Here is a 25,412-nt window from a genome sequence, read left to right as displayed (position 1 = left end):
TAGCTTTCTAGAAAACGGCCGTGCCACCTGTCATCGACGGGTCGAGGCGGATCTCGTGTTCGAGAAACTCGATCATCGCGCGGACCTTCTCCGGCACGAACCGCCGCGACGGATAGACCGCGTAGACCGGAACCGGCGGCGGCATCCACCCATCGAAGAGTGTCTCCATTCCATCCAGTTCCCAAAGATCGGGAAACACCCAGCTTGGCACCATGGCGATCCCCAGACCGGCCAGCGCCGCCTCGCGAATAGCGTCTGAGTTACCGATCCGGAACCGCCAGCTGATCTTGACCGAGAGCGGCGTTCCGCCATCGACAAACGGCCACTCGTCGCCGCCAGGGCGTCCGCCGAAGGCAATGGTCTCGTGCCGGTCGAGGTCGTAAGGGCTTTCGGGGCGGCCATTGGCATCCAGATAAGCCTTCGAGGCGACGACGATGGTGCGGATCATGCCCATGCGCCGGGCAATCAGGTTTGGTTCGTACTGCTCGCCGAAGCGGATCGCCAGATCCAGGCCCTGTTCGATGAGGTTGACGCCGTGGTCCTGCAGAACGAGGTCGATCTTAAGGTCCGGATACTGCGCCTTGAGCAGGCCCAGCCGCGGCACGATGTGCATGCGCCCAAACGCGATCGTGGTTGTCATCCGCAGCAAACCCGCTACTCTGCCTTCGCGGCCCATCAGCCGGTCGGTCGCCTCTTCGACCGCCTCGATGGCGACTCGCGCATGCACCAGCAGGTCGCGGCCCGCGTCTGTCAGTGTGAGCGAGCGTGTGGAGCGCCGGAATAAACGGACGCCCAGATGTTCCTCCAGCGAAGAAATCTGTTTGGAGACCGCTGGCTGGCCGACATTTAGCTCGCGCGCAGCCGCCGAGAAGCTTTCTGTTTCTGCAACGCGGACGAATGTCTTGAAGGCGGAAATAATGTCCAAACGGTTATTCCAACGCAGAATAGGTTATATGATATTTTTAGCTATTATCTTTTCAGCCGTTTGCAAACATATTGTCAGCTAAGAAGACAGCGTAGAGGCCGGCGTCTCCCCGACCTCCCTACCCATGGCCTCGCGCGGTCTTGAAGCAAGAACAACGGCCCGCCTGTCACTGTTCCCCCTCTGGTGGTAGGCAATGGCCGCATTACCGGCAAACCGGCACTCGTTCTGCGAGTGCGGTTTGCCGGTTTTTTTTTCTGCGAACGTCAACACCGGCGGAACGCGGACGCCCTTCCGCCGAGATATGACCGGGCAGCGCTCAGCGCCGCGTCCATTTGTCGGTGCGACCGACCAGTCCCCCAAGCACGGAACCGCGCATGTTGAGCGTATTGGCGCCCGAGAACCAGGCCGAGCCCCGGTAGGTGCGGTCGTTGGCCGGATCGGTGATCTTGCCGACATACTTGTCGCCATCCTTCTTCAGCTTGCCGATCTGGCGCCCGTTGAATTCGCCGCTGGTGACCTTGATGCAGAATGAGCTGCCGCAGCCGGCAATCGACACATTGCCGCCTTCGCCGGTCCGCCATCTGCCTTCGATCTGGTCGGCAAGCGCCGGTGCGGAGACGAGGCCGGCCATCGCGGCAGCCAGGATAAACTCACGGATCATGGTTCTCCTCCACTTTCGGGCAAGTATCGCCCTTGATTGACTGATACGTAAAGGTAATCTCAAATCAAGTGCCATTCCAGCGAATTGGCGTTTTAGGCCTCGCCGACCGGTGCGCATTGCCGGATGTCCGTCCTGGTTACGGTTATCAGTTGCTTTCTTTCCGTGTGCCGCATTTTAGCGGAAAATCGGCGAATATCACTAGGAAACAGCGGGTTACGCGGTTAATGGCCGGTCAAGTTTACCAAGCATTTTACTTTTGTTTGCTCGAAATTAAGCACGCTTTTTAGCAAGCGATTCAACCGCTTACGCCATTGTGGGGGTATCGGAAGAGACCGCAGCCGAAAGGCGCGACGGCCTCGGGAGATAACAGGGATAGAAGGAATTCGACGATGGCACGCATTGAAATGGAATCGGCCGACATGGCCGCCCTCGGCGCCGCAAGCAATGCCGACATCCTCTTTGAAATGGGGATGATGTACGCGACCGGCCGCGAGTGCGAAATCGACATGATCGCCGCACACAAATGGTTCAACATTGCCGCGATCAAGGGTTGCACGCGCGCAGCGATGCTGCGCACCGAGATCGCCGACACGCTTTCCAAGAACGAACTGGCGCGGGCCCTGCGCGACGCCCGCGAGTGGATGACCCGCCACTGACGAACAACAAGAGCCGCGTCTCCCAGCGGCCGGGCTTGCCGAAGACGGGCGGCCGACAGGACCGCGTGCGGGACGGGGGTGCCGCGCGCGGTCCTGTCTTGTCATGCGCCGCCGGCCTGGGCGAGCGCTTCCGGCAACACGTTCTCCAGATAATCCAGCTCTTCGGGCAGGCCGCAGGAAATGCGGATACAGCGGTCGAGGCCGGGCGCCATCGGCTTGCGAATAAAGACCCCATGCGCCGCGAGCCCCTGCAGGACGCGAAGCGCCTGATCGCCGTCGCCGCCGCAGTCGAGCGTCACGAAGTTGGTGGCCGAGGGCAGGGGAGCAAGGCCGCATTGGGTCCCGATCTCCGCGATCCGCGTACGCGCGCCGGCGATCTTCGCCACCACCGAACCGAGCCAGTCCGTATCGCCGAGCGCGGCCAGCGCCGCCTTCTGCGCGACAATGTTGACCCCGAAATGATCGCGCACCTTGTGAAACTGCGAACTGAGCGCGGCATTGGCGACGACATAGCCGACCCGCAGTCCGGCCAGCCCATAAGCCTTGGAGAAGGTACGCATCCGCAGGACATTCGGGCGTGACGGGTCGAGCGGCGGCAAAGCCGAAGCCGGCGCAAGCTCGCCATAGGCCTCGTCGAGGATCAGCAGCGTGTTCTCGGGCAGGTCGGCCATGAACGCCTCGACATAGCCCGCATCCCACCAGGTGCCCATCGGATTGTCCGGATTGGACAGGTAGACGATCTTCGCGTTCTCCCGCCGGGCCGCCTCCGCCAGCGCGACAAGATCCTCGCGGTCCTCGCGATACGGCACGGCGACCAGCCGGCGGCCATAGCCGTTCACATGGTAGTTGAACGTCGGGTAGGCGCCCGTCGACGACACGATCGCGTCTCCCGCCTCCGAAAAGATGCGCACCGCGACGCCGAGAAGGTTGTCGATGCCCGATCCGACCACAATCTCTCCCATCGACACGCCGTACCGGTCCGCCAATGCAGCCGTCAGTTCACGGATTTCCGGATCGCAATACTTCCAGACATCGTCGGCGGCGGTCCGGATCGCTTCGATGGCGTGTGGCGACGGCCCGAAGCTGCTCTCATTGGCGCCAAGACGCGCCTTGAACGGATGGCCGTGCTGAAGCTCCAGCGTCTCGGGTGCGACGAACGGGACGGTCGCGGGCAGGGCGTCGATCAGCGGATTGGGGTGTGGTGGCATGGCGGTCTCCGATTGGCGATCGCCAGCAATAATGATTTTCCGGACTTCGTGGAACCGTTCCGCCGGACGGATTTTCGTTTGAAGCCAGAACGGCCGGGCGCGCATGACGCCCGGCCCGAATTGTCAACTTGCCCGGTACATTTCCAGCGGCGGGCAGGTGCAGACGAGATTGCGGTCGCCATGCACATTGTCGATGCGTGAAACCGGCGGCCAGAACTTCGTGGCCGGCGAACCGCCTGCCGGATTGGCGGCTTCGTTGCGCGAATAGGGATGCGTCCAGTCATCGGCCATGATGTCCTCGGCCGTGTGCGGCGCGTTGACCAGCGGATTATCGCTGCGCGGCCAGACATCCTTCGCAATCTTGTCGGCCTCCCCGGCGATCGCGATCATGGCGTCGCAGAATCGGTCGAGTTCGGCTTTCGGCTCCGATTCCGTCGGTTCTACCATCAGCGTCCCTGCCACCGGCCATGACATGGTCGGCGCGTGGAAGCCGTAGTCGATGAGCCGCTTGGCGATATCCTCGACGGTCACGCTGGCGCTGTGCTTGAAGATGCGCGTGTCGAGAATGCACTCGTGGGCGACCCGGTTGCCGGCGCCGCGATAGAGCACCGGGAAGTGCCCGTCGAGGCGGTTGGCGACATAGTTGGCGGCCAGGATCGCGATCTCGCTTGCCCGTTTCAGGCCCGATGCGCCCATCATGCGGATATACATCCACGTGATCGGAAGGATCGAGGCGCTGCCATAGGCCGCGGCGGCCACCGCAAAGTCGCTCTCCTGCGACACATGGCCGGGCAGGAAGGGCGCGAGATGCGATTTGACACCGATCGGGCCGATGCCCGGTCCGCCGCCGCCATGCGGGATGCAGAACGTCTTGTGCAGGTTCATATGGCAGACATCGGCGCCGATGTCGCCCGGACGGGCCAGCCCCACCATGGCGTTGAGATTGGCCCCGTCGAGATAGACCTGGCCGCCATGCGCATGCACGACATCGCAGATCTCGCGCACGCCCGTCTCGAAGACGCCATGTGTCGACGGGTAGGTGATCATCAGCGCCGACAGACGGTCGGCATTGGCTGCCGCCTTCTGCCGCAGATCCTCGATGTCGATGTCGCCGGTCTCGGTACAGCCGACGACCACCACGTCCAGTCCGGCGACCTGGGCGCTCGCCGGATTGGTGCCATGCGCCGAAGACGGAATCAGGCAGACGGTGCGTCCGCTGTCGCCGCGCGACTCGTGGTAGCGGCGGATCGCCAGAAGGCCGGCATATTCGCCCTGACTGCCGGCATTCGGCTGCAGCGACACTGCGTTGAAGCCCGTGATCTCCGCCAGCCACGTTTCGATATCGGCAAACATCGCACGGTAGCCCGCCGCGTGCTCGTCCGGTGCGAAGGGATGCAGGTCGGCGACCGTGTGCCAACTGACGGGCATCATCTCGGCGGCGGCGTTGAGCTTCATCGTGCACGAGCCGAGCGGGATCATCGCGCGGTCGAGCGCCAGGTCCTTGTCGGCAAGCTGGCGCAGGAAGCGCAGCATCTGCGTTTCCGAGCGGTGCTGGTGGAACACCGGCTGGGTCAGGAAGCGTTCCTGCTCGCGCAGCGCCGGCAGCGACGTATCGGCTTCGTCCGGCAGATCGCCGCCAAACAGCGCCGCCAATGCAGCCAAATCCGCTTCGTTGGAGGTTTCGTCAAAAGCGACGGAAAGCTGATCGTCGCCGATGGCCCGCACCAGCCGGCCATCATCGCGCGCCCGCACAGCGATGTCCTGCGCACGCGCCGGCATCTTGACCGTGACTGTATCGAAGTAGAGATCGCCGGCGACCTCGAATCCGGCCCCGCGCACGGCAGCGGCGAAGCGGGACGCAAGACCGTGCACACGCCCGGCGATGGCCGACAGCCCGTCCGGGCCGTGCCAGACCGCATAGGCCGCCGCCATATTGGCGAGCAGCGCCTGCGCGGTGCAGATGTTGGACGTCGCCTTGTCGCGGCGAATGTGCTGTTCGCGCGTTTGCAGGGCAAGGCGGTATCCGGGCCGCCCCTGGCTGTCGAGCGACTCGCCGACCAGCCGACCGGGCAACAGCCGCGTCAGTTTGTCGGAGACCGCCATGTAGCCGGCATGCGGGCCGCCATAGCCGAGCGGCACGCCGAAGCGCTGCATCGAGCCGACAGCGATATCGGCACCCCATGCCGACGGCGCTTCCAAGAGCGTCAGCGCCAGCGGGTCGGCAACGGCGATAACCAGCGCGCCGGCCTCCCTGGCCGCCGCAATCGTGGCCGCATGGTCGCCATAGACGCCGGTGGTGTCGGGCCAGGCGACGATCAGCGCGGCGGTGTCTTCGGAAACCGCATCATCGATCGTCAGGCCGAGCGCGTGGCAGCGGGTGCGGACGACGTCGAGCGTCTGCGGATGCGGTTCGCCGGCAAAGACGATCCGGTGGCGCTTGTCGCGGTGGTGACGCAGCGCCACACCGACGGCCTCGGCGACGGCCGTCGCCTCATCGAGAAGCGAGGCTGAGGCTACCGGCAGGCCGGTCAGTTCGGCGACCAGCGTCTGGAAATGGAACAACAGCTCCAGCCGGCCCTGGCTGATCTCGGCCTGATAGGGCGTATAGGCGGTGTACCAGGCCGGATTCTCGAACAGGTTGCGCTGGATGACGGGCGGCACGTGACAACCGTGATAGCCTTGGCCGATGAAGCTCTTCATGACCGTGTTTTGCGCCATCGTGGCCCGCAGTTCGGCGAGCGCCTGCTGTTCGCTTGCCGGTGCCGGCAGGTCGAGGGCGCGGTCGAGGCGGATCGCCTCCGGGACGGTTTCGGTGATCAGCGTTTCCACGGAGGGAATGCCGATCGAAGTCAACATGGCGCGGATATCGGCCTGCGAGAGGCCGATATGGCGGCAGTCGAAAGCATGTTCTATTGCGGTCATCGATGGCCTCAATCGAGCGTTTTGAGATAGGCGTCCTTGTCCATGAGCCCTTCGAGTTGGCTCTCGTCGGACAAGGACATGGTCCACAACCAGCCATCGCCTTCGGCGCCGCTGTTGACGATCGCCGGGTCGGCAGTGACCGCTTCGTTGACGGATTTCACCTCGCCGTCGACAGGCGCATAGACATCGGACGCGACCTTGACGGATTCGACGATGACAAGCGCGTCGCCCTTGGCGATTGTCTTGCCCGGTTCCGGCAACTCGATGAACACGAGATCGCCGAGCTGTTCCTGCGCGTAGTCGGTGATCCCGACGGTCGCCACGCCGTTCTCGACGCGGATCCATTCATGGTCTTCTGTAAAATAGGTCGTGCTCACGGCGGCTTATCCTTTGCTGCGTTTCGTAATGAAGGGAAGTTTGACGACGCGCACGGCGACGGATTTGCCGCGCACATCGGCGAAGAGTTGCGTGTCGGGCGTGGCGAGATCGGCGCGCACATAGCCCATGGAAACCGGATGGCCGACAGACGGGCCGAAACCGCCGGAGGTCACGCGGCCGGCCGGATTGCCGTCGGCATCGGCAAGCGCCGCGCCGCCGCGCACCGGCTGGCGGCCTTCCGGCTGCAACCCGACACGTTTTTCTTGTGGTCCTGCGGCGATGATGTCGGAGAGGCGGACGGCTCCGGCAAAGACGCCGCCGGATCGCAGATGCTTCGGCACCGCCCACAGAAGGCCGGCGGAAACGGGATCGGTTTCTTCGTCGAGGTCGCTGCCATAGAGACAAAGCCCGGCCTCCAGGCGCAGGCTGTCGCGCGCAGCAAGTCCGATCCACGCGACGCGGTCATCGGCAAGGAGTTTATCGGCGAAGGCCGTGGCATCGGAGGAGGGGATCGCGATTTCGAAGCCGTCCTCGCCGGTGTAGCCCGAACGTGCAACGAACCAGCCTTCGGCGGTTTCGCGGCCGTTCATGAAGGCCATGCCTGTGATATCGATCCCGGCGGCCTCGATGATTGCGGCGGCCTCCGGCCCTTGCAGGGCCAGGATCACACGGTCGAGCGGCTCGACGGTGACATCGAGATTAGCCGCAGCGTCTTTTATGCAGGAAATATCGACATCAGCGCGCCCGGCATTGGCGACGACCATGAAGCGGTCGGCGGCAATGCGAGTGACGATCAGGTCGTCGATGAGACCCGCATTTTCGTTGAGCAGGAAACTGTATTTGCTGCCGCCATCCGCCATCGCGGCCGGATCGAGTGGGCAAATGCTCGCAACCAGCCCGGCGGCATCGGCGCCGTCGAGACGCACAACCCGCATGTGCGAGATGTCGAACAGGCCGGCATGCGCACGGGTATGCAGATGCTCCTTCATGACACCAAGCGGATAGGAGACCGGCATCGACCAGCCGGCGAACGGCGCGAATTTGGCGCCGGCCTTCTCGTGCAGCGCCATCAAGGGCAATTGTTTCAGGTTTTGCGCGTCGCTCATGGGCACCTTTCCGACAGTCCAACACAAACCGGCCGCTGATCGCGGCTACTTGTGCCCCTCTGTCGGAAGCCTGAGAGACTCGCACCCCCGGAACTCTGTCGGGGATACTTACACCTTCGGCGCAGGGCGGTTGCCCCGACTTTCCAGAGTGCCTTGACCTCGCAGCGGTTCCTTTTGCCTGAGAGATTTCGGGCGATTTCCCCTTCGGCGGCCTTTCGGCTCTCTCCCGCTGCAAGGCCGGGATATCTCCCGGAAGCACGGCGAATGTAGGGCGTTCGGGCGCGCCTGTCACCCGTGTTCTTTCGTATGAGGCCAGGAATGTGATTGCCGCTAGGTGAGCGGCTAGTTCGGCGCCTGAGTTGCGTGATGTGAATCCATCAGCGGCAAGAGAAAACTGCGGCCTACAGCCGAAAATCCTGTGGATAACTTCCGATCACGCGGAAAACGCTGCGTTTTTCCTCGCTCGCCATGCAGCCAGAGCGTGCGCTGGATTGCACCGATTCACGCGAAAGCTGCTTCCCTGGGATTTTTCGAGCGGTATTTTTCGAGCGCAATCACGCACTGATCGAGGTCGTCCGTGGCCAGATGAGCGTAGCGAAGCGTCATCTGGATGGTCTGGTGGCCCAGGAAAGACTGTACGCGGCGCAAGTCTATTCCCGACTGGACCAAGCGTGAGGCGCAAGTGTGGCGCAAGATGTGCGGCACCACCTGCTTGTCGCTGTCGAGACCGACAGCCTTTTTTACCGCGTTCCAGTCATAGAGGAATTTCGGATATTCGATATCGGCAAATGGACCGGCCGTCGATTTACCTTTCGCCGCAGCTTTCGCCGCGCGCAGGGTCAGCGGAACGGTGCGGCTTCGGCCGGATTTGGTAATCCAGAAAGTAGCCTTGGTATCGGTTACATCGTTCCACTTGAGGCCGCGCGCCTCACCGATCCGTGCGCCGGTATCGATCAAAAACACGCAAAGACGGTAATTCGCCTCGCTGCGCTCGCGCATTGCGTTGAAGAAACGGTGCTCTTCCTCAGTCGTGAAGAAACGTATGCGGCCATTCTTCTCCGGCAGCCGCACATATGCCGGCACTCTTTTTATCACCCCGTTGCGCTCCGCCTTGCGGAGTAGCTTATAAAGCGCAGATAGTTTGCGATTGATGGTCGCGTTCTTGTTGTTCCTGCGCCGGAATTCTTTCACAAGAAAATCGATCAGATCGTCGTTGAATTCCGACAATCCGTGCGAATTCATGATTTCCTCTATCTCGAGGACGAAAGAAACGCAGCTCCCCTTGTGTTTACCCGGCTCCCAAAGGATGTCGGAAAACAGCGCGAGAAAGCGGCTGAGCGATACGTCGTGTCTCATGCTTTTCTTGTGTTGTCATTGTTCCCCTCATTCCGTTCAGGACGAAATCTCCCGGCTTGTACAGGGGCCGCTTTGTAGCGGCTTCCCTGAAACGAAGACGCCCGGCGGTAAGCCCGCCGGGCGAGGATCATCCGACTTGCGTCAGGTAATCCGGTCGCATCATGCGATTAGTAGTTGACCTGGAAGCGAACCTTGCCGCCCCAAGCCCATTCGCCAGAGCTGTCGCGAGCCCAGAGGACTTCCGGACGAACGATCATGCCGTCGGTCAGGTTGTGATTGACGTTGGCGACAATGGTCCAAGGATCGGAACCGTAGCCCCGGTTCTGGAACCACTGGACCTGGGCATTGACCGAAGTGTCGTCAGAGACGTCGAAGGAAGCACCACCGATAACCGACCAGTTGCCGCCCTCGGTCCAAGTGGCGAAGCCAGAGGAAGCCTGACCGTACATCGCCATGATGAAGGCCGAAACGGCGTCTGTGACGTCAGCATCGACGCGGACTTTACCGGCCCATGCTTCATTCGTGGCGTCGTAACCGGCAACACCGCGGATGTTGACGACGCCGGCGTCATAGCCGGCACCGATCACGATGTGCGGAAGGTAGTCGTACAGTTCGTCTGCGGATGTCTGCTCAACAGAAGCAGCCAGCGAGAAGGCGCCGCCCGAATAGGTGTACGAAATGAGGTTGGTGTTGAACGGGCCATAAGCACCATCGTTGATCACAGCACCGGCATAACCGGTGAAGGTGGTGAACAGCGAGTCGGTGCTACCGATGCGCAGGCCGCCGAGATCGAGGTAAGCCTTGTCAAATCCGACAAAAGACTCGCCGTCATCGTTCTGCACGTGGAACCGGGCAGTGGTGCGCAGCGTGCCGAGGTCGGTCTCGCGAGCGGTCGAAACACGGACGTTACCACGCGAGCGAACGTCGTAGGTGGTGCCGCCGTCCACTTCGTTGCCCTGCAGTTCGCCGAAGCCAACGTCGAAACGGACGTAGCCGTGGACGCGCAGGCAGGTTTCAGTGCCCGGGATGTAGAAGTAGCCGGTGCCGTAAGCGTCGCAGACGCGGACGTATTCGACGACTTCCGGCTCAGGAATAACAACCTGAGAAACTTTGTCGGCAGCCGAAGCGCCGGATACAGCGAGCATTGCCGCTGCGGAGCCGAGAAGAAGGCTCTTGATTTTCATGGTCTGACCTCCAGTCAAACTCGAAAATCGGGTCCTAAAACGGGGAATTTGGCGCAATCGGCATGTCGAACGCGGGATCAGCGGGTCTCCGAGCTGTGCTGCGGGCCTGCGGCATGGGGCCGGATGCCAGGCGGCGGCGCGCCGGTCACTGCCATCGGCACGAATCGCGGTTGCAGCGATAGAGCCTGAACCGGCGGCGAAGTCGGGTTGGCAATGCCCTCCGACCAGCGGACGACTCGATCCATTGGGCGTCAGCAGCTGAAAAACCGGACGCCAGTGCCGCTGCCGGCTGTTGCGAAACGCCCGAAATCTTGAGCTTTTTTACCGTTTGTTAGAATCCGTGGCCCAAATCGTGTCTTTTCTGCAACACGGCCCAGGGAACGCACATCGCGACACCCCTTATGCGCCACTTGTCTGTTGCGCGCATTTTCCGGTCAGGTATTTATCGTTTCGAGAGATGGACGCATTGATGTGCATCTTTCTTTGGGGATGGGACAGCCCGCTGTCCTTCAGCACAAAAGCCCATACCCGTTTTTAACTTTTGACTGGAGGTCAGACCATGAAAATCAAGAGCCTTCTTCTCGGCTCCGCAGCGGCCATGTTCGCTGTTTCCGGCGCTCAGGCTGCCGACCGGGTGGCGGACGTTGTCATTCCGGAACCGGAAGTTGTCGAATACGTCCGCGTCTGCGACGCTTACGGCAGCGGCTTCTTCTACATCCCGGGCACCGAAACCTGCCTGCGCATCCACGGCTATGTCCGCGTCGACATCGGCTTTGGTGATCTGAACGACCGCATCTCTGCGAATTCGGAAGATGACCCGGATGGCAACGAGACCTACAACATGCGTTCGCGCGCATCGTTCCGTGTCTCGACCGCACGCGAAACCGATCTCGGCACGCTGCGCACCTATGTCGAAACCCGTTGGCAGTTTGACACCAATGGTGACAGTTTCGAACAGGGAGACATTGGAGGTGCTGACACGCCAGGTGACTATACCGGGTACTCGAACGATCACGAGTTCTCGATCAACTTCGCCTATATCGACCTGAACGGTTTCCGGATCGGTAAGAGCGAATCGCTGTTCACGACCTTCACCGGCTATGCCGGCGGCGTGATCAACGACACCACCGGCGGTGGTTACGGTCCGTTCGACACCAACCTGATCCAGTACACCTACACCGGCGGTGCGTTCACCCTGGCCGTTGGCGTCGAGCAGGGTGATGACAGCAACTACACCAAGTACATGGGCATCGATCCCGGCGAAAACGCGTACAATGGCTGGGGTATCGACGACTATGCGCCGCATGTCGTGGTTGGCGCCGGTTACGATGCTGGTATCGTCAACATCCGCGGTGTGGTTGGCTTCGACACACGCAGCAACTTCTCTCATCCGGTAACCGGCGACCCGATTTTCGCGGGCGGCTGGTCCGGTAAGGTCCGCGTCGATGCCGACGTCACCGATACGCTCTCCGGCTTCATCATGGCCCTGTATGGTGAAAACGAAAGCGCATACACGACTTGGGCAACCGGCGCTCCGACCGACGAAACCTGGTCGATCATCGGTGGCGCAACGTTCGATGTGACCGACGACACGGCCATCAACGCTCAGGTCCAGTGGGTCGAAGGCAATGGTGGCGACGACGTTTGGGCCGTTGCTGCCAACGTCACCCATACGCTGGTCGATGGCATGATCATCCGTCCGGAAGTCCAGTGGCTCAACGACAACGACGGCGACGACGAATGGGGCGGTGTTGTCCGCTTCCAGGTCTCCTACTAATCGTCTGACGTCAGTCAATTGACAGGACCCGGCGGGCAACCGCCGGGTCTTTTTCTATTGGCGGAGAGGAATCCGGCTGCGGCGCGCCTGAACACAGTTTCAGCGCCGGACACGCGAACACACATCCGGCCGGCAAAGCCGGTTGTTGCGGCTTTTCAGAAAAAGAAGACTTCAGGCGGGAATGCGCGCGAGGAATGCCGCGACAGTCTCGGGCAGGTCGCCGGAGTGCAGCAGTGGCGCATGTCCCTGGCCGGCAACCTCGACGACTTCCAGTCTGTCGTGTCGCTCGGCCATCTTCTCGACCGTGCCGGTCGACAGGATGTCGCTGTGTTCGCCGCGCAGCACCATGACCGGCAATCGCCGCAAGCCGTCGAATTGCGGCCACATGGTCGGAAGCGGCACGCTCAAATCCAGCGATGTCATTGTGTTGACCAGCGCCGGATCGTGATCGGGCAGGATCGTACCGTTGATCTCCCGGTAACGCGACCGCGCTTCACACTCCCAGTCCGCGTCCGAAAAGGCGGGAAACTGCTTTTGCATGAACGCCTTCTGGATCTCGATGGCGTGCGCCCAGTCGTGTGGCCTCGGCAGCTTGGTCAGATGGGCGGCAATCCGGGCGATCCCGTTGCCCTCGATCACCGGTCCGCTGTCGTTGAGCACGACGCCACGCAGTACGCTCGGCCGCAACGCCGCCAACGCCATCGCCAGAAGGCCGCCGCGCGACGTACCGACGATCGCGGCATGCCGGACGCCGAGCGCCGCCATGCCCGCCAGAATGTCCTCGGCTTCGGTCAGGATATTGTAGCTTCGCCAGTCCCAGTCCCATTCCGACAGGCCGCGCCCGCGGTAATCGAAGGCGATCACCCGGCGCGGATGGTCGCGGTGGCCGGCGACATGGCGGGCCAAGTGGATGAAATCGCGCGCGTTGCGGCTGACGCCGGGCAGGCAGATGAGGGGGAGCGCGCCCGCCGGACCGGCGCGGTAGTCTACGGCGTGCAGGCGCATGCCGTCGCCCGTCGTGTAAAACACGCTTACGCCATCGATGGCCATCTTTGCTCCAAGAATCGTATGCCCGACCGGTTCAGACCTACCCCCGGGTTCGCTCGATGAAAAGGCCGCTGGCGGTGCTAAGTCGGTTTGCGGGGACGGTTTCGCCAACCCGCGCGCCGTCACGATGCCCGTCCGTGTTGAAGATCGCGGGCAATGTCGGGATTTCCGCCCAGTCTCGCCTTGTAGACCTGCAGGTTTTCCATCACCCGCTGGACATAGTTGCGGGTCTCTGAGAACGGGATCATCTCGACCCAGTCGATCACCTCTTCGAGGCTCTTGCCGCGCGGATCGCCGAACCGTTTGATCCAGGCGCGCGAGCGGCTCGGCCCTGCATTATAGGCGACGAATGTCAGGATGTAGGATCCGTCAAAGCGGCCCAGTTGCGCGTTCAGATAGGCAGTGCCCAGCGCCGCATTGTAGGCGCCGTCGGAATCCAGCCGGGCGCGATCGTAACCGATCCCGCTTTCTCGCGCCACTTCGCGCGCTGTCCCGGGCAGCAGCTGCATCAGGCCAAGCGCGTTGGCGCGCGAGCGGGCCGCGACATTGAATTCGCTTTCCTGGCGCGCCACGGCATAGGCGAGGGGACGTTCCTGCGCCGACAAGGGCGCCGAGGCGGGGATCGCGCCGACCGGATGCGTCAGGCCGCCCGTCTCGATGCCGCGCCAATTTGCCGCCTTGGCGATCCGCAGCGCCGCCTGCCGCTTGTCCTTGGCGCTCCAGATGCGCCACCAGCTGGGCGATTTCGGCCGGCGCTTCCATCACCCGGCCGAGCCCCGTCGCCATATCGTGCGCTAATTCGGTGGCGCCGATCTGCTCGAGGCGATGCATGGCGGCGACCGCGTCATGCGACCGGAAGCGCCGCATGTCTTCGCGGGTCAGCGACGGCCGGTGCAGGCCGGTCAGTCCGAGGCCGAGCCGGTGGCGGGCGAGTTGGCCGTAATAGGCCGACTGGTACCGCGCCGCGCGGCGGTAGTGCATGTCCGCGTCGCCGGAGCCGGCAGCCTCATGCGCCCGCCCGAGCCAGTAGGCGCCGCGCGCCTTGGAAATCGAGCCGGTGGCCGCCATCTCGATCGCAGCGAAATGATCAATGGCCTTTTGCGGATCGTCCAGGCCGCGCAACGCATACCATCCCGCATGGAAGGCCGCGTCGATCCGGGTCTTTGCCGACCCGCCCGTGTGCATGGCGGCGATCTTGTATGCCGTCTCGGCTTCGCCGCGTTCCAGCGCATCGCGCGAGACGATTCGGCGTTCGGTCCACCAGCGGTCGGGATCGACGAGTTCGCTCTCGGTCTCCGGCGACTGCAGCAGCAGCTTGGCCGCCTGGGCGTCGCGTTCCATCCGGCGCAGCCGCGTGACCCGGGCATAGAGGTGATGCGGCGACGCCTTGAAGTCCTTGTCGGCCTTGTCGAGAAGCTTGCCGGCATCGCTGCGTTTGCGAATGACGGCGGCCCACGGCTTGACCCATGATTCGGTTCCGGCCAGCTTGGCAACCCGCTCGGCCGAGCGGATACGGTCGCGATACATCATCGCGAGGAAGCGCTTGCGGTGATCCTCCGGCGTGAGAATCTCCTCGAATTCCGACAGGATCGACCGTTCGGTGGCGGCCTTGATCGATTCAGTGTGCCATGCGGGCGCAAGCAGCGCATGCGCCGCGTCATCGTCGCCCAGTTTCATGTGCGCCCGCGCGAGCGCGATGATGGCGGTCAGCGTTTCCGGCTGGCCTTCGCCGAATGCTGCGACCAGCCGGGCCGGTTGTCTCTTGCGCTCGCGGACGATCGCCCGTTCATGGTTGCGGCGAATGCGTCTGGCGTCCGGCCAGCCGTCCAGCGTCTCCATAGCGCGGGCGATCTCGTTTGACCGGATACCGGCCATGCCGGATCGAGCCATCGCCCAGTCGACAATTGTCCGGTCGAGTGGCGAGCGGCGCAGTTTGCGCGCATTCGAGCGCATGGTTTGCAGGTCGCCTTGCGCCAGCGCCTCCAAGGCGCCGGTGAGCCATTCATCGCTCAGGTCTTCGGTAAAGTTGCCTTTGGTGATCGCAGCGGTCGTCATGCGGTCGACCGCCGGGAAAAGGCGGGACGCGGCAATGACGCCGACGCAAAGCGCCAGCGCGCAGACAACAACAACCGGCAATGTCCGACGCATAAGCGGGGTCATCGGTTCTTCCTAGCCTTCGCTCGTGGCATCAATCGGGCGAAGGGTGCCGCAATAAGGTGAAGGGACCGTGAAACCGGCATTTTGTCACGCTTGCGGCGGTTGTCCGTGGCGACTATGGTGCGCCGAATTTTCAAGGCATTGAGCCGGTGCGCCAGCACCCGGCAGGCAGGAGTACCCGTCCCATGGTGGAGCGTTCGCAGTTGCGCGGATCGATGACCGCACTCGTCACGCCGTTCGATACATCCGGCGCGCTGGACGAGGCGGCATTCCGCGCGCATGTCGATTGGCAGGTGACCGAAGGCACCACCGGACTCGTTCCGGTGGGAACGACGGGCGAATCGCCGACACTCTCGCATGACGAACACAAGCGCGTGGTCGAAATCTGCGTCGATGCGTCGGCGGGCAGGGCGCCGGTCCTCGCCGGCGCCGGTTCCAACAACACGGTCGAGGCGGTCGATCTCGCCATGCACGCCGAATCGGCGGGGGCTGACGCCGTGCTTGTGGTGACGCCTTACTACAACAAGCCGAACCAGCGCGGGCTGTACGAGCATTTCGCAGCTGTTGCGCAGGCGATCGACATTCCGATCATCATCTACAATATCCCGCCGCGCTCGGTGATCGACATGGTGCCGTCGACGATGGGCCGTCTTGTGGCCGATTTTCCCAATGTGTGGGGCGTCAAGGATGCAACCGGCAAGGTCGAACGGGCTTCCGAGCAGCGTATCACCTGCGGCCGCGAATTCATCCAGCTTTCCGGCGAGGATGCCAGTGCGCTCGGGTTCAACGCGCATGGCGGCGTTGGCGCGATTTCGGTGACGTCGAATGTCGCGCCGCGGCTGTGCGCCGAGTTCCAGGCGGCCTGCCTGTCCGGCGATTTCGCCAAGGCGCTGGAGTATCAGGACCGGCTGATGCCGCTGCACAAGGCGCTGTTCATCGAGGCCGGCGTTGCCGGCGCGAAATATGCGCTGTCGCGGCTCGGGCGGATCAAGAACCGGCTGCGCTCGCCGATGGTTCCGGTTGAGGATTCGACCGCCGTCGCGATCGACGAGGCGATGCGGTCCGCCGGCGTCTTGAACTAGCCCGCAAACCGCCCACCTTGTCGCCATGGCGAAATCGAAGAACAGCGACACGTCGCGCAAACCGATCGCGGACAACCGCAAGGCGCGCTACAACTACGAGATCCTCGACACCACGGAGGCCGGCATCGTCTTGCAGGGCACCGAGGTCAAGGCGTTGCGCAATGGCGAAGCCAATATCGCCGAAAGCTATGTGTCGGAGGAGGACGGCGAGATCTGGCTGATCAACAGCTATATCCCGGAATACACCGAAGCCAATCGGTTCAACCACGACACGCGCCGCCGCCGCAAACTGCTGCTGCACAAGCGCGAGATGGCGAAGATGGCGCAAGCCGCCGACCGCGAGGGCATGACGTTGGTGCCCTTGAAGCTCTATTTCAACGATCGCGGCCGCGCCAAGCTGCAAGTGGCGATCGCGCGCGGCAAGAAGGTGCACGACAAACGCGAGACCGAGAAGAAGCGCGACTGGGGCCGCGAAAAGGCTCGGCTGATGCGCGAGCGCGGCTAATTTGATGCTTCAACATAAGACGCCACGTTATTGAAAATGCTGTCGAACATCTCAGGTGTCAACACTCCCGTATTGGTGTTGTAACGCGAACAGTGATAGCTGGAAAACAGCTTCAGACCATCGATTTCACTGATCGCGCCGTGGCCGAAGCGATGCGCGGCGACGCGACCGCCGAGCGCTCTCACGGTCGAATCGTGCGCGATCTTGCCCAGCGTGACAATCGCCTGCAGTCGTTTGAAGCGGGCGATGGTCGCCTGCAGGAACGTGCGGCATGTATTGATCTCGGACGCGGTCGGCTTGTTTTCCGGCGGCACGCACCGCACCGCATTGGTGATCGCCGTCCGTTTCAATCGCAAACTGTCGTTCGCGCGAGCCTCCAAATCGACCTCTGCAAGACCGTGTTTCTTCAGTGTCGCATGCAGGAGTTCACCGGAGAAATCGCCGGTAAATGGCCGTCCGCTGCGATTGGCGCCACGCAGTCCGGGAGCAAGGCCGACTATCAACAATCGGATGTCGTGCGGCCCGTCCAGATCGCACCATGTCGGCACCGGCGCATTGTGCCAGCCGGGCTCGCGTTCCCGCCATCCGGCAATGAAATCATGCAGGCGCGGACAGTGGGCGCAGTCGGGGGAGGGCTCGGCCGGGTTCATGCATCGCGACTAGCTGCGGTGCGTATGACGGTCAATAGTCCTCGAGTTCCTCTTCGGGATCCAGCTGCGGTGCTCGCGCGACTTGCCGGTCGGCGGCGTCGCGGCCGATCTCGTCCTTCAGGCTCTTCAGATCGATGAAGTGATCGGATTGCCGGCGCAGATCGTCGGCGATCATCGGCGGCTGGGTGGAAAGCGTCGACACGACGCTGACCTTGCGACCGCGCCGTTGCAGGGCCTCGACCAGCGAACGGAAGTCACCATCGCCCGAGAAGATGACGGTGTGGTCCACCGTGTCGGCAAGCTCCATGGCGTCGATGGTCAATTCGATGTCCATGTTGCCCTTGATCTTGCGGCGGCCCATAGAGTCGGTGAACTCCTTGGCCGGCTTTGTTACAACCTTGTAGCCATTGTAGTCCAGCCAGTCGATCAGCGGACGAATCGATGAATATTCCTGATCTTCCACAAGCGCCGTGTAGTAATATGCACGCAGCAGATAGCCCCGTGACTGGAACGCCTTCAGGAGTTTTCGGTAGTCGATATCGAAACCAAGTGCCTTCGCGGCGGCGTAAAGATTCGCTCCATCAATAAAAAGAGCAATTTTTTCACGAGAATCGAACATCCGTATACCTCATTGAAAAACAGCAAAGCCAAGGCCAAACAACTCTGATTACTGCTTTAACGTAACGTCATACAAGTCTTTTTTTAGCACAAAGCAGGCAGTATTGTGTCGTGACGTAAACTTCATTGGGTGGTCGAAATGCGGTCGAAATCAGGCACGCGCACCGCGAGTTGCGCTTTTCGATGGAAGCCGCTATAGCGACGTCAGAAGTCCTTCGGGACGTGATTTCCGGCAAAATTGATGCAAAGGAACGCAAATGGCACGCGTTACCGTCGAAGATTGTATCGACAAGGTTGAAAACCGCTTCGATCTCGTTCTCCTGGCCGCGCATCGCGCCCGCCAGGTGTCGCAGGGATCGCAGATCACCGTCGAGCGCGACAACGACAAGAACCCCGTGGTTGCGCTGCGCGAAATCGCCGACCAGACCCTTTCGCCGGGCGACCTGCGCGAAGATCTGATCCACTCGCTGCAAAAGCATGTCGAGGTCGATGAGCCGGAAAACGATATCGTCGATACGGCTGCTGCCGACGAGACTGAGGATGCCCCCGAGGCGCTGACATTCGACCGCATGAGCGAAGAAGAACTGCTCGCCGGTATCGAGGGTCTGGTTCCGCCGGAGAAATCCGACGATCTGTGAGCCGGATTGCAGCCTTCAAGGCTGCTACCTGCTCGCCTATAATAGAGCGCGTGGACCTTGCGTCCGCGCGCTTTTCCGTGAGGTCCGCCGAAAATGATGCGGCAATACGAGCTTGTCGAGCGTATCCAGCGCTACAAGCCCGAGGTCAACGAAGCCCTTTTGAACAAGGCGTATGTCTACGCCATGCAGAAGCATGGCGACCAGAAAAGGGCGTCAGGCGATCCGTATTTCTCGCATCCTCTGGAAGTCGCCGCGATCCTCACCGAAATGCGCCTCGACGAAAGCACGGTGGCCGTTGGCCTGCTGCATGACACGATCGAGGACACATCGGCGACACGCCGCGAAATCGAAGAAATGTTCGGTGACGATATCGGCCGGCTGGTCGATGGCCTGACCAAGCTCAACAAGCTCGATCTCGTCTCCAAGCGCGCCGCACAGGCGGAAAACCTGCGCAAGCTTTTGCTGGCGATTGCCGACGATGTGCGCGTGCTGCTGGTCAAGCTCGCCGACCGCCTGCACAACATGCGCACGCTGGAACATGTTCCCGAGCACAAGCGCACCCGCATTTCCGAAGAGACGATGGACATCTATGCGCCGCTGGCCGGCCGCATGGGGATGCAGGACATGCGCGAGGAACTGGAGGACCTGGCATTCCGCAATATCAATCCCGAGGCCTACCGGACCATCACCGGCCGCCTGGTCGACCTGAACACCTATAACCGCGAGACGCTGGGCGAGATTACCGAGACGCTGTACAACCTGCTGGCGGAGAACGGTATCGAAGCAAAGGTCTACAGCCGGCAGAAGAAGCCCTGGTCGGTGTTCCGCAAGATGGAATCCAAGGCCCTGTCCTTCGAGCAATTGTCAGACGTGTTCGGCTTTCGCATCATCGTCGACAGCGAGGACAACTGCTATCGGGCGCTCGGTGTCGTGCATCGCCGCTGGAACACCGTTCCCGGACGCTTCAAGGATTACATCTCGACACCGAAGCAGAACGACTACCGCTCGATCCACACGACCATTGTCGGGCCGTCGAAACAACGTGTCGAATTGCAGATTCGAACGCGCAGGATGCACCGCGTTGCCGAATACGGGGTCGCCGCGCACGCGATCTACAAGGATGCGTCGGTGGCCGGAAAGGCCAATGGACAAGTGTCCAACGGCCAGGTCGGCGATGTCGATTTCTCGGTCTCCAAGGACACCAACGCCTATGCCTGGCTTCGGCGCACCATCGAGTCGCTGAGCGAAGGCGACAATCCGGAGGAGTTTCTGGAGAACACCAAGCTGGAGCTGTTCCAGGATCAGGTGTTCTGCTTCACGCCGAAGGGTCGGCTCATTGCGCTGCCGCGCGGCGCGACCCCGGTCGATTTCGCCTATGCGGTGCATACCGATATCGGCAATTCCTGTGTCGGCGCGAAAATCAACGGCCGGATCATGCCGCTGGTGACACGGCTGCAGAACGGTGACGAGGTGGAGATCGTGCGCTCCGATGCGCAGACGCCACCGATTGCCTGGGAGCAGGTCGTCGTCACCGGCAAGGCGCGCTCGGCGATTCGGCGCGCGGCCCGCATGGCGATCCGCAAGCAATATGCCGGCCTGGGCCACCGGATCCTCGACCGTGCATTCGAACGCGCCGGCAAGGCGTTTTCCCGCGATGGTCTGAAGCCTGGTGTCAAGCGCCTCGGCTTCAAGGATATCGAGGATGTGTTGGCCGCCGTCGGGCGCGGGGAAATCCCGTCTGATGATGTGGTGCGCGCCGTGTTCCCGGAATATGAGGAAGCCAAGCCGGTTTCGCTGCCGGCTGCAGGCGTCGAGGGCGATGGCTGGTTCAACCTGACCAATGCGTCGGGCATGATGTTTCGCATTCCCGGTTCCGACAATGCGGAGGACGGTGTCGCCGTCGCCGCATCCGAGGCAATTGCCCAGGCCGTGCCGATCCGTGGCGCGGCAAGCGACATGCCGGTGCGCTTTGCGCCGGAAGGCGCTGTTCCCGGCGACCGGATTATCGGTATTTCGACGCCCGGCAAGGGCATCACCATCTATCCGATCCAGTCATCGGCCCTGGCCGCCTTCGACGACCAGCCTGAACGCTGGATCGACGTGCGCTGGGACCTGGAAGGCTCCGGTCGCCGGCGGTTTGCCGCCCAGATTGTCGTTACCGCGATCAACGCGCCGGGCTCGCTCGCCGATATCGCCCAGATCATCGGCGATTTGGACGCCAACATCCACACCCTGTCGATGGTGCGCACCGCCCCCGACTTCACCGAAATGATCTTCGATCTCGAAGTCTGGGACCTGAAGCACCTGAATGCCGTGATCGGCCGCCTGCGCGATGCCGATGCCGTGAGCACCGCCGAACGGACCAGCAATTGACCGCGAACCGAAAGGATATTGCATGAAGACCGAGGACGTTTTGGCCGTGTTCGAAAGCGCCGGCGCGGTGTTGCATGGTCACTTCATCCTGACGTCGGGGCTGCGCAGTCCGGTGTTTTTGCAGAAGGCGCGGGTCTTCATGCATCCGGACAAGACAGAAACGCTGTGCCGCGCGCTGGCCGAAAAGATCACGGCCGCCGATCTCGGCCAGATCGATTATGTCGTCGGACCGGCGGTCGGCGGGATCATCCCGGCCTACGAGACATCGCGCCATCTCGGCGCCCCGGCGATCTGGGTCGAGCGCCAGGACGGGGTCTTCAAGCTGCGCCGTTTCGAGATCGCCCAGGGCGCGCGCGTCGTCATCATCGAGGATATCGTGACCACTGGCCTGTCGATCCGCGAAACCGTCGAAAGCCTGCGCACCATTGGCGCGGAAGTGCTCGCCGCCGGCTGCCTGATCGACCGGTCGGCTGGAAAAGCGGAGGTCGGCGTACCGCTGATCGCGCTTGCCGAATATGAAGTTCCGGCCTATCCGGCGGACCAATTGCCGCCAGAATTGGCGGCGATAGAGCCGGTCAAGCCCGGCAGCCGAAACCTCTGATGTGCAAACGATAACCTTGATGGCGCATAACGGGCATACTACCTTGCACCGATGGCCTGCCGCGCCGGGTGCGTCCTTCGGCGCGCGGCGTTTTTCTGGAGTGGCGAAACCGCAATGATCTTCAAGCGCAGGGACCGCGAGCAATGGCACGGGCGCATGCGCGTCTGGCTCCTGCCACGCCGCAACTATGCGCGTTCGTTCCGCTATTACTGGAAGCGCATGCTGCGCATCAAGGCGACGCCGCATGCCATCGCCGCCGGTGTCGCCGCCGGCGCCTTTGCGTCCTTTACCCCGTTCATGGGGCTGCATTTCCTGCTTGCCTTCGCCATCGCATGGCTGCTCGCCGGCAACATGATTGCCGCCGCGCTGGGCACGGCCGTCGGCAATCCGCTGACATTTCCCGCCATCTGGGCCGCCACGCACGGCACAGGCAGGGCGATCCTCGGTAACAGCACCGCGGGGACGGATGGTCCGCCCGTCCGCCTCGGCAAGATCTGGGAAACCGGGGAACTGACCGCGCTTTGGGATCCGATCTTCAAGCCGATGATTGTGGGCGGCGTGCCGCTCGGTCTCGCGGTGGCTGCCGCGCTCTACGTCCTGACGCGATTCGCCGTTGCCGCGTTCCAGCACCGCCGCAGACTGCGTTTGGAGCAGGCCGCTGGTGTCTCGGCCAATCCGGAGTTCGGCGGATGATCATCGGCCTCGGCAGCGATCTGATCGATATCAGACGTATCGAGCGGTCGCTGGAGCGGTTTGGCGACCGCTTTACTCACCGCGTTTTCACCGAAATAGAGCGGGCGAAATCGGACCGCCGGCGGCAGCGCGCGGCCTCCTACGCCAAGCGATTCGCGGCCAAGGAAGCGTGTTCAAAAGCGCTCGGAACCGGGCTTTCGCGCGGCGTTTTCTGGCGCGACATGGGAGTCGTCAACGAACCGGGCGGCAAACCGACAATGCGGCTGACCGGCGGCGCTGCCGCCAGGCTGGAAGCAATGATGCCGCGAGGGCATCGCCCCGTCATCCACGTAACGATCACCGATGACATACCGCTGGCTCAGGCTTTTGTGATCATCGAGGCCATTGCCGAGTAAAGCACATTACGAGAAGAGAATTGCGGCGGTTCCGCCGAGACGTTAAGACCGCCCGGACCGAATCGCCGTCGCGCGGCGAGCGCAACGAAGGATAAGCAGTTTTGGCTGATACAACAGAAACCAAGCACAATTCATTCGGTGAGTTGATTTCGGTCATCTTTCAGGCGCTCATCCTCGCGCTGATCATCCGCACCCTGCTGTTCCAGCCCTTCTCGATCCCCAGCGGCTCCATGCGGCCCACACTGCTGGAGGGCGACTACCTGTTCGTGTCCAAGCTCTCCTATGGCTATTCGCGCCACTCGCTGCCGTTCTCGCCGAACCTGTTTCCCGGCCGCGTATGGTCGGGCGACCCGGCCCGCGGCGATGTCGCCGTTTTCAAGCATCCGGTAACGAACATCGTTTTCATCAAACGCGTCATCGGCCTGCCGGGCGAACGCATCCAGGTCCGCGACGGTCAGGTTTTCATCAATGGCGAGGCCATCCAGCGCGAGCTGACCGGGCAGATCGACAATGTGGACATCACCGAGGAAACGCGCCCGGTCGACGTTTACCGCGAGACGCTGCCCAACGGCGTCAGCTACAACACGCTGGACCTGTCGCCGCGCGCGCCGGGCGACAACACCCGCGAGTTCACCATCCCCGAAGGCCACTACTTCATGATGGGCGACAACCGCGACAACTCCAATGACAGCCGGATGGGCGTCGGCACGGTGCCGCTGGAGAACTTCCTCGGCCGCGCCAACATCGTGTTCTTCTCGATCGCCGGCGGGGCGTCGCCGCTAGAAGTCTGGCGCTGGCCGGCTGAGCTGCGCATCGGACGCTTCTTCAGTTCAGCGCAGAGATGACCAGGCAGGCCAAGCCCGCCATCGCGCCCGAGGCGCTGCGCGAACTTCAGGAGCGCACCGGGCATCAGTTTCTCGACCATGAGCGGCTGCGCCGCGCGCTGACCCACGCCAGTGCGCGCGACCGCGGTGGCCGCGACTATGAGCGGCTGGAGTTTCTCGGCGACCGCGTGCTCGGCCTTTGCATCGCCGAGATGCTGATGGCCGATTTCCGCGCCGCCAATGAGGGTGAACTGTCGGTGCGGCTGAACCAGCTCGTCAATGCCGATACGCTGGCGGAAGTCTCCGACGAACTGCGGCTCGGCGATCTGATACGCGCCGGGTCGGATGTTCGCCAGTTGCGCGAAAGCCACAAGAAGAACCTGCGCGCCGATGTGGTCGAGTCGCTGATCGCGACAATCTATCTGGATGGCGGCCTCGACGCCGTGCGTCCCTTCATCCGGCGTTACTGGCAGGATCGCGCGGCAACGCCGACAGCGGCGCGCCGCGACCCCAAGACCGAATTGCAGGAATGGGCGCATCGCGAGCATGCGGTGACGCCGACCTACGACGTGTTGTCGCGCGACGGACCCGACCACGACCCTGTGTTTCGCGTCGCGGTGGCGGTGGGGTCATTGAAACCGGTGGAAGCAGAGGGGCGGTCCAAGCGGTCCGCCGAGCAGGCCGCTGCGGAAAAGATGCTGATCAGGGAAGATGTGCGCGGCGATGAGTGAAACCGACCAGCCGAATGCGACCCGCTCGGGCTTTGTGACGATGATCGGCGCGCCCAATGCCGGCAAATCGACCCTGGTCAACCAGCTTGTTGGCGCCAAGGTCTCGATCGTCACGCACAAGGTGCAGACGACGCGTGCCTTGGTGCGCGGCATCGCCACCGTCGACAACGCCCAGATCGTGTTCACCGATACGCCAGGTATTTTTGCGCCGAAGCGGCGGCTCGACCGGGCCATGGTCACGACCGCTTGGTCGGGCGCGCGCGATGCGGATGTCGTGCTGGTGCTGATCGATGCGCGCAAGGGCGTGCGCGAGGACGAGGAGCGCATGCTGGAGATGCTCGGCTCGGTCAGGCAGCCCAAATACCTGGTGCTGAACAAGGTCGACACGGTCGAACCGCCGGTGCTGCTGGAGCTCGCCAAGACCCTGAACGAACGCATTGCGTTCGACGAAACCTTCATGATCTCCGCGCTCAACGGTTCGGGTTGCGACGATCTGTTGAACGCGCTTGCAAGGACGGTGCCGGAAGGTCCGTGGTACTATCCGGAGGACCAGATATCCGATCTGCCGATGCGCCAGCTTGCCGCCGAGATTACCCGCGAGAAGCTTTACCTGCGGCTGCATCAGGAACTGCCCTACGCCTCCACGGTGGAAACCGAGAAATGGGAGGAGCGCAAGGACGGCTCCGTGCGCATCGACCAGGTTGTTTATGTCGAGCGCGACAGCCAGAAAAAGATCGTGCTCGGCCACAAGGGCGAGACGATCAAGGCGATCGGCGCGTCGGCCCGCAAGGACATTGCCGAAATACTGGAGCAACCCGTGCACCTGTTCCTTTTTGTCAAGGTTCGCGGGAACTGGGGCAACGATCCCGAGCGTTACCAGCAAATGGGGCTGGACATTTCAGACGGGTAAAGCAATCTCGCGGCC

At 62.5% G+C, this 25,412-nt stretch carries 24 protein-coding genes and 1 riboswitch; of the genes, 12 read left to right on the top strand and 12 right to left on the bottom strand.

Going from position 1 to position 25,412, the window contains the following annotated elements; all coding sequences use genetic code 11:
- Positions 1-7 precede the first annotated feature (7 nt).
- Complete coding sequence (locus ACO06R_RS16220) at positions 8-925, bottom strand: LysR substrate-binding domain-containing protein (protein WP_421852317.1); 918 nt, start codon at positions 923-925, stop codon at positions 8-10.
- Positions 926-1,241: 316 nt separating this feature from the next.
- Positions 1,242-1,586 (bottom strand): DUF2147 domain-containing protein, encoded by a 345-nt coding sequence (locus ACO06R_RS16215; protein WP_421852314.1) that lies wholly within the window; start codon positions 1,584-1,586, stop codon positions 1,242-1,244.
- Positions 1,587-1,975: 389 nt separating this feature from the next.
- Here ACO06R_RS16215 and ACO06R_RS16210 point away from each other — a divergent pair, with 389 nt between their 5' ends.
- Positions 1,976-2,242, top strand: coding sequence for a sel1 repeat family protein (locus ACO06R_RS16210; RefSeq protein WP_421852311.1), 267 nt, complete (start codon positions 1,976-1,978; stop codon positions 2,240-2,242).
- A gap of 101 nt (positions 2,243-2,343) precedes the next feature.
- On the opposite strand, the gene ACO06R_RS16205 is transcribed toward ACO06R_RS16210, so the two are convergent.
- From ACO06R_RS16205 to ACO06R_RS16180, 6 genes are all read right to left on the bottom strand, one after another.
- On the bottom strand, positions 2,344-3,450 hold the full coding sequence (locus tag ACO06R_RS16205) for a pyridoxal phosphate-dependent aminotransferase (protein ID WP_421852308.1): 1,107 nt from the start codon (positions 3,448-3,450) through the stop codon (positions 2,344-2,346).
- Between the two features lie 123 nt (positions 3,451-3,573).
- Positions 3,574-6,372, bottom strand: coding sequence for an aminomethyl-transferring glycine dehydrogenase (gene gcvP / locus ACO06R_RS16200; RefSeq protein ID WP_421852305.1), 2,799 nt, complete (start codon positions 6,370-6,372; stop codon positions 3,574-3,576).
- 8 nt (positions 6,373-6,380) lie between these two features.
- The gene (gene gcvH / locus ACO06R_RS16195; protein WP_421852302.1) at positions 6,381-6,749 is read right to left on the bottom strand and encodes a glycine cleavage system protein GcvH; all 369 of its coding nucleotides are present in this window, start codon (positions 6,747-6,749) and stop codon (positions 6,381-6,383) included.
- A gap of 6 nt (positions 6,750-6,755) precedes the next feature.
- Complete coding sequence (gene gcvT / locus ACO06R_RS16190; protein WP_421852299.1) at positions 6,756-7,856, bottom strand: glycine cleavage system aminomethyltransferase GcvT; 1,101 nt, start codon at positions 7,854-7,856, stop codon at positions 6,756-6,758.
- A gap of 155 nt (positions 7,857-8,011) precedes the next feature.
- Positions 8,012-8,095, bottom strand: a riboswitch (glycine riboswitch).
- Positions 8,096-8,357: 262 nt separating this feature from the next.
- Complete coding sequence (locus ACO06R_RS16185) at positions 8,358-9,212, bottom strand: tyrosine-type recombinase/integrase (RefSeq protein ID WP_421852296.1); 855 nt, start codon at positions 9,210-9,212, stop codon at positions 8,358-8,360.
- Between the two features lie 167 nt (positions 9,213-9,379).
- The gene (locus ACO06R_RS16180; RefSeq protein ID WP_421852293.1) at positions 9,380-10,396 is read right to left on the bottom strand and encodes a porin; all 1,017 of its coding nucleotides are present in this window, start codon (positions 10,394-10,396) and stop codon (positions 9,380-9,382) included.
- 559 nt (positions 10,397-10,955) lie between these two features.
- On the opposite strand from ACO06R_RS16180, the gene ACO06R_RS16175 reads away from it, so the two are divergent.
- Positions 10,956-12,173 carry a porin gene (locus ACO06R_RS16175; protein ID WP_421852290.1) on the top strand — a complete coding sequence of 406 codons (1,218 nt, stop codon included), beginning with the start codon at positions 10,956-10,958 and terminating at the stop codon, positions 12,171-12,173.
- Between the two features lie 171 nt (positions 12,174-12,344).
- Here ACO06R_RS16175 and ACO06R_RS16170 read toward each other — a convergent pair whose 3' ends face one another.
- Positions 12,345-13,223: an alpha/beta fold hydrolase gene (locus ACO06R_RS16170; RefSeq protein ID WP_421852287.1), complete on the bottom strand. Its 879-nt coding sequence runs from the start codon at positions 13,221-13,223 to the stop codon at positions 12,345-12,347.
- Between the two features lie 119 nt (positions 13,224-13,342).
- Positions 13,343-13,792, bottom strand: a complete 450-nt coding sequence (locus ACO06R_RS16165) for a lytic transglycosylase domain-containing protein (protein WP_421852284.1) — start codon at positions 13,790-13,792, stop codon at positions 13,343-13,345.
- A gap of 1,770 nt (positions 13,793-15,562) precedes the next feature.
- Between ACO06R_RS16165 and dapA the strand changes: the two genes are divergently transcribed.
- Entirely contained in the window at positions 15,563-16,459 is an 897-nt protein-coding gene (gene dapA, locus ACO06R_RS16160; RefSeq protein ID WP_421852281.1) for a 4-hydroxy-tetrahydrodipicolinate synthase, read from the top strand.
- Between the two features lie 25 nt (positions 16,460-16,484).
- Positions 16,485-16,964: an SsrA-binding protein SmpB gene (smpB, locus tag ACO06R_RS16155; RefSeq protein WP_421852278.1), complete on the top strand. Its 480-nt coding sequence runs from the start codon at positions 16,485-16,487 to the stop codon at positions 16,962-16,964.
- On the opposite strand, the gene ACO06R_RS16150 is transcribed toward smpB, so the two are convergent.
- Together ACO06R_RS16150 and ACO06R_RS16145 are read right to left on the bottom strand one after the other, a co-directional pair.
- A complete protein-coding gene (locus tag ACO06R_RS16150; protein ID WP_421852275.1) occupies positions 16,961-17,614 on the bottom strand; it encodes a uracil-DNA glycosylase in 654 nt (217 codons plus the stop codon). The genes smpB and ACO06R_RS16150 overlap by 4 nt on opposite strands.
- 31 nt (positions 17,615-17,645) lie before the next feature.
- Positions 17,646-18,233, bottom strand: coding sequence for an NYN domain-containing protein (locus tag ACO06R_RS16145; protein ID WP_421852272.1), 588 nt, complete (start codon positions 18,231-18,233; stop codon positions 17,646-17,648).
- A 256-nt stretch (positions 18,234-18,489) separates the two neighbouring features.
- Here ACO06R_RS16145 and rpoZ point away from each other — a divergent pair, with 256 nt between their 5' ends.
- From rpoZ to era, 8 genes are all read left to right on the top strand, one after another.
- Positions 18,490-18,870, top strand: a complete 381-nt coding sequence (gene rpoZ, locus ACO06R_RS16140) for a DNA-directed RNA polymerase subunit omega (protein WP_421852269.1) — start codon at positions 18,490-18,492, stop codon at positions 18,868-18,870.
- A gap of 93 nt (positions 18,871-18,963) precedes the next feature.
- A complete protein-coding gene (locus ACO06R_RS16135) occupies positions 18,964-21,243 on the top strand; it encodes a RelA/SpoT family protein (protein ID WP_421852266.1) in 2,280 nt (759 codons plus the stop codon).
- Positions 21,244-21,265: 22 nt separating this feature from the next.
- Entirely contained in the window at positions 21,266-21,844 is a 579-nt protein-coding gene (pyrE, locus tag ACO06R_RS16130; protein ID WP_421852263.1) for an orotate phosphoribosyltransferase, read from the top strand.
- Between the two features lie 114 nt (positions 21,845-21,958).
- Positions 21,959-22,537 carry a DUF2062 domain-containing protein gene (locus tag ACO06R_RS16125; RefSeq protein ID WP_421852260.1) on the top strand — a complete coding sequence of 193 codons (579 nt, stop codon included), beginning with the start codon at positions 21,959-21,961 and terminating at the stop codon, positions 22,535-22,537.
- Positions 22,534-22,932 carry a holo-ACP synthase gene (gene acpS / locus ACO06R_RS16120; RefSeq protein ID WP_421852257.1) on the top strand — a complete coding sequence of 133 codons (399 nt, stop codon included), beginning with the start codon at positions 22,534-22,536 and terminating at the stop codon, positions 22,930-22,932. The genes ACO06R_RS16125 and acpS overlap by 4 nt, the downstream gene beginning before the upstream one ends.
- A gap of 101 nt (positions 22,933-23,033) precedes the next feature.
- A complete protein-coding gene (gene lepB / locus ACO06R_RS16115; protein WP_421852254.1) occupies positions 23,034-23,777 on the top strand; it encodes a signal peptidase I in 744 nt (247 codons plus the stop codon).
- Positions 23,774-24,487, top strand: coding sequence for a ribonuclease III (gene rnc / locus ACO06R_RS16110; protein WP_421852251.1), 714 nt, complete (start codon positions 23,774-23,776; stop codon positions 24,485-24,487). The genes lepB and rnc overlap by 4 nt, the downstream gene beginning before the upstream one ends.
- Positions 24,480-25,397 (top strand): GTPase Era, encoded by a 918-nt coding sequence (gene era, locus ACO06R_RS16105; protein ID WP_421852248.1) that lies wholly within the window; start codon positions 24,480-24,482, stop codon positions 25,395-25,397. The genes rnc and era overlap by 8 nt, the downstream gene beginning before the upstream one ends.
- Positions 25,398-25,412 lie beyond the last annotated feature (15 nt).

This window comes from Oricola sp. (assembly GCF_965230365.1).
Classification (GTDB): domain Bacteria; phylum Pseudomonadota; class Alphaproteobacteria; order Rhizobiales; family Rhizobiaceae; genus Oricola.
Note: the sequence above shows the minus strand (reverse complement) of the source record. Positions and strands in the feature narration are given on the sequence as shown.

What these genes read in the sequence shown, in the direction of transcription:
- ACO06R_RS16215 (WP_421852314.1), bottom strand. Translation starts at nt 1,586, where the DNA reads ATGATCCGTGAGTTTATCCTGGCTGCCGCGATGGCCGGCCTCGTCTCC.
- ACO06R_RS16210 (WP_421852311.1), top strand. Translation starts at nt 1,976, where the DNA reads ATGGCACGCATTGAAATGGAATCGGCCGACATGGCCGCCCTCGGCGCC.
- ACO06R_RS16205 (WP_421852308.1), bottom strand. Translation starts at nt 3,450, where the DNA reads ATGCCACCACACCCCAATCCGCTGATCGACGCCCTGCCCGCGACCGTC.
- gcvP (WP_421852305.1), bottom strand. Translation starts at nt 6,372, where the DNA reads ATGACCGCAATAGAACATGCTTTCGACTGCCGCCATATCGGCCTCTCG.
- gcvT (WP_421852299.1), bottom strand. Translation starts at nt 7,856, where the DNA reads ATGAGCGACGCGCAAAACCTGAAACAATTGCCCTTGATGGCGCTGCAC.
- ACO06R_RS16185 (WP_421852296.1), bottom strand. Translation starts at nt 9,212, where the DNA reads ATGAGACACGACGTATCGCTCAGCCGCTTTCTCGCGCTGTTTTCCGAC.
- ACO06R_RS16180 (WP_421852293.1), bottom strand. Translation starts at nt 10,396, where the DNA reads ATGAAAATCAAGAGCCTTCTTCTCGGCTCCGCAGCGGCAATGCTCGCT.
- ACO06R_RS16175 (WP_421852290.1), top strand. Translation starts at nt 10,956, where the DNA reads ATGAAAATCAAGAGCCTTCTTCTCGGCTCCGCAGCGGCCATGTTCGCT.
- ACO06R_RS16170 (WP_421852287.1), bottom strand. Translation starts at nt 13,223, where the DNA reads ATGGCCATCGATGGCGTAAGCGTGTTTTACACGACGGGCGACGGCATG.
- dapA (WP_421852281.1), top strand. Translation starts at nt 15,563, where the DNA reads ATGGTGGAGCGTTCGCAGTTGCGCGGATCGATGACCGCACTCGTCACG.
- smpB (WP_421852278.1), top strand. Translation starts at nt 16,485, where the DNA reads ATGGCGAAATCGAAGAACAGCGACACGTCGCGCAAACCGATCGCGGAC.
- ACO06R_RS16150 (WP_421852275.1), bottom strand. Translation starts at nt 17,614, where the DNA reads ATGAACCCGGCCGAGCCCTCCCCCGACTGCGCCCACTGTCCGCGCCTG.
- ACO06R_RS16145 (WP_421852272.1), bottom strand. Translation starts at nt 18,233, where the DNA reads ATGTTCGATTCTCGTGAAAAAATTGCTCTTTTTATTGATGGAGCGAAT.
- rpoZ (WP_421852269.1), top strand. Translation starts at nt 18,490, where the DNA reads ATGGCACGCGTTACCGTCGAAGATTGTATCGACAAGGTTGAAAACCGC.
- ACO06R_RS16135 (WP_421852266.1), top strand. Translation starts at nt 18,964, where the DNA reads ATGATGCGGCAATACGAGCTTGTCGAGCGTATCCAGCGCTACAAGCCC.
- pyrE (WP_421852263.1), top strand. Translation starts at nt 21,266, where the DNA reads ATGAAGACCGAGGACGTTTTGGCCGTGTTCGAAAGCGCCGGCGCGGTG.
- ACO06R_RS16125 (WP_421852260.1), top strand. Translation starts at nt 21,959, where the DNA reads ATGATCTTCAAGCGCAGGGACCGCGAGCAATGGCACGGGCGCATGCGC.
- acpS (WP_421852257.1), top strand. Translation starts at nt 22,534, where the DNA reads ATGATCATCGGCCTCGGCAGCGATCTGATCGATATCAGACGTATCGAG.
- rnc (WP_421852251.1), top strand. Translation starts at nt 23,774, where the DNA reads ATGACCAGGCAGGCCAAGCCCGCCATCGCGCCCGAGGCGCTGCGCGAA.
- era (WP_421852248.1), top strand. Translation starts at nt 24,480, where the DNA reads ATGAGTGAAACCGACCAGCCGAATGCGACCCGCTCGGGCTTTGTGACG.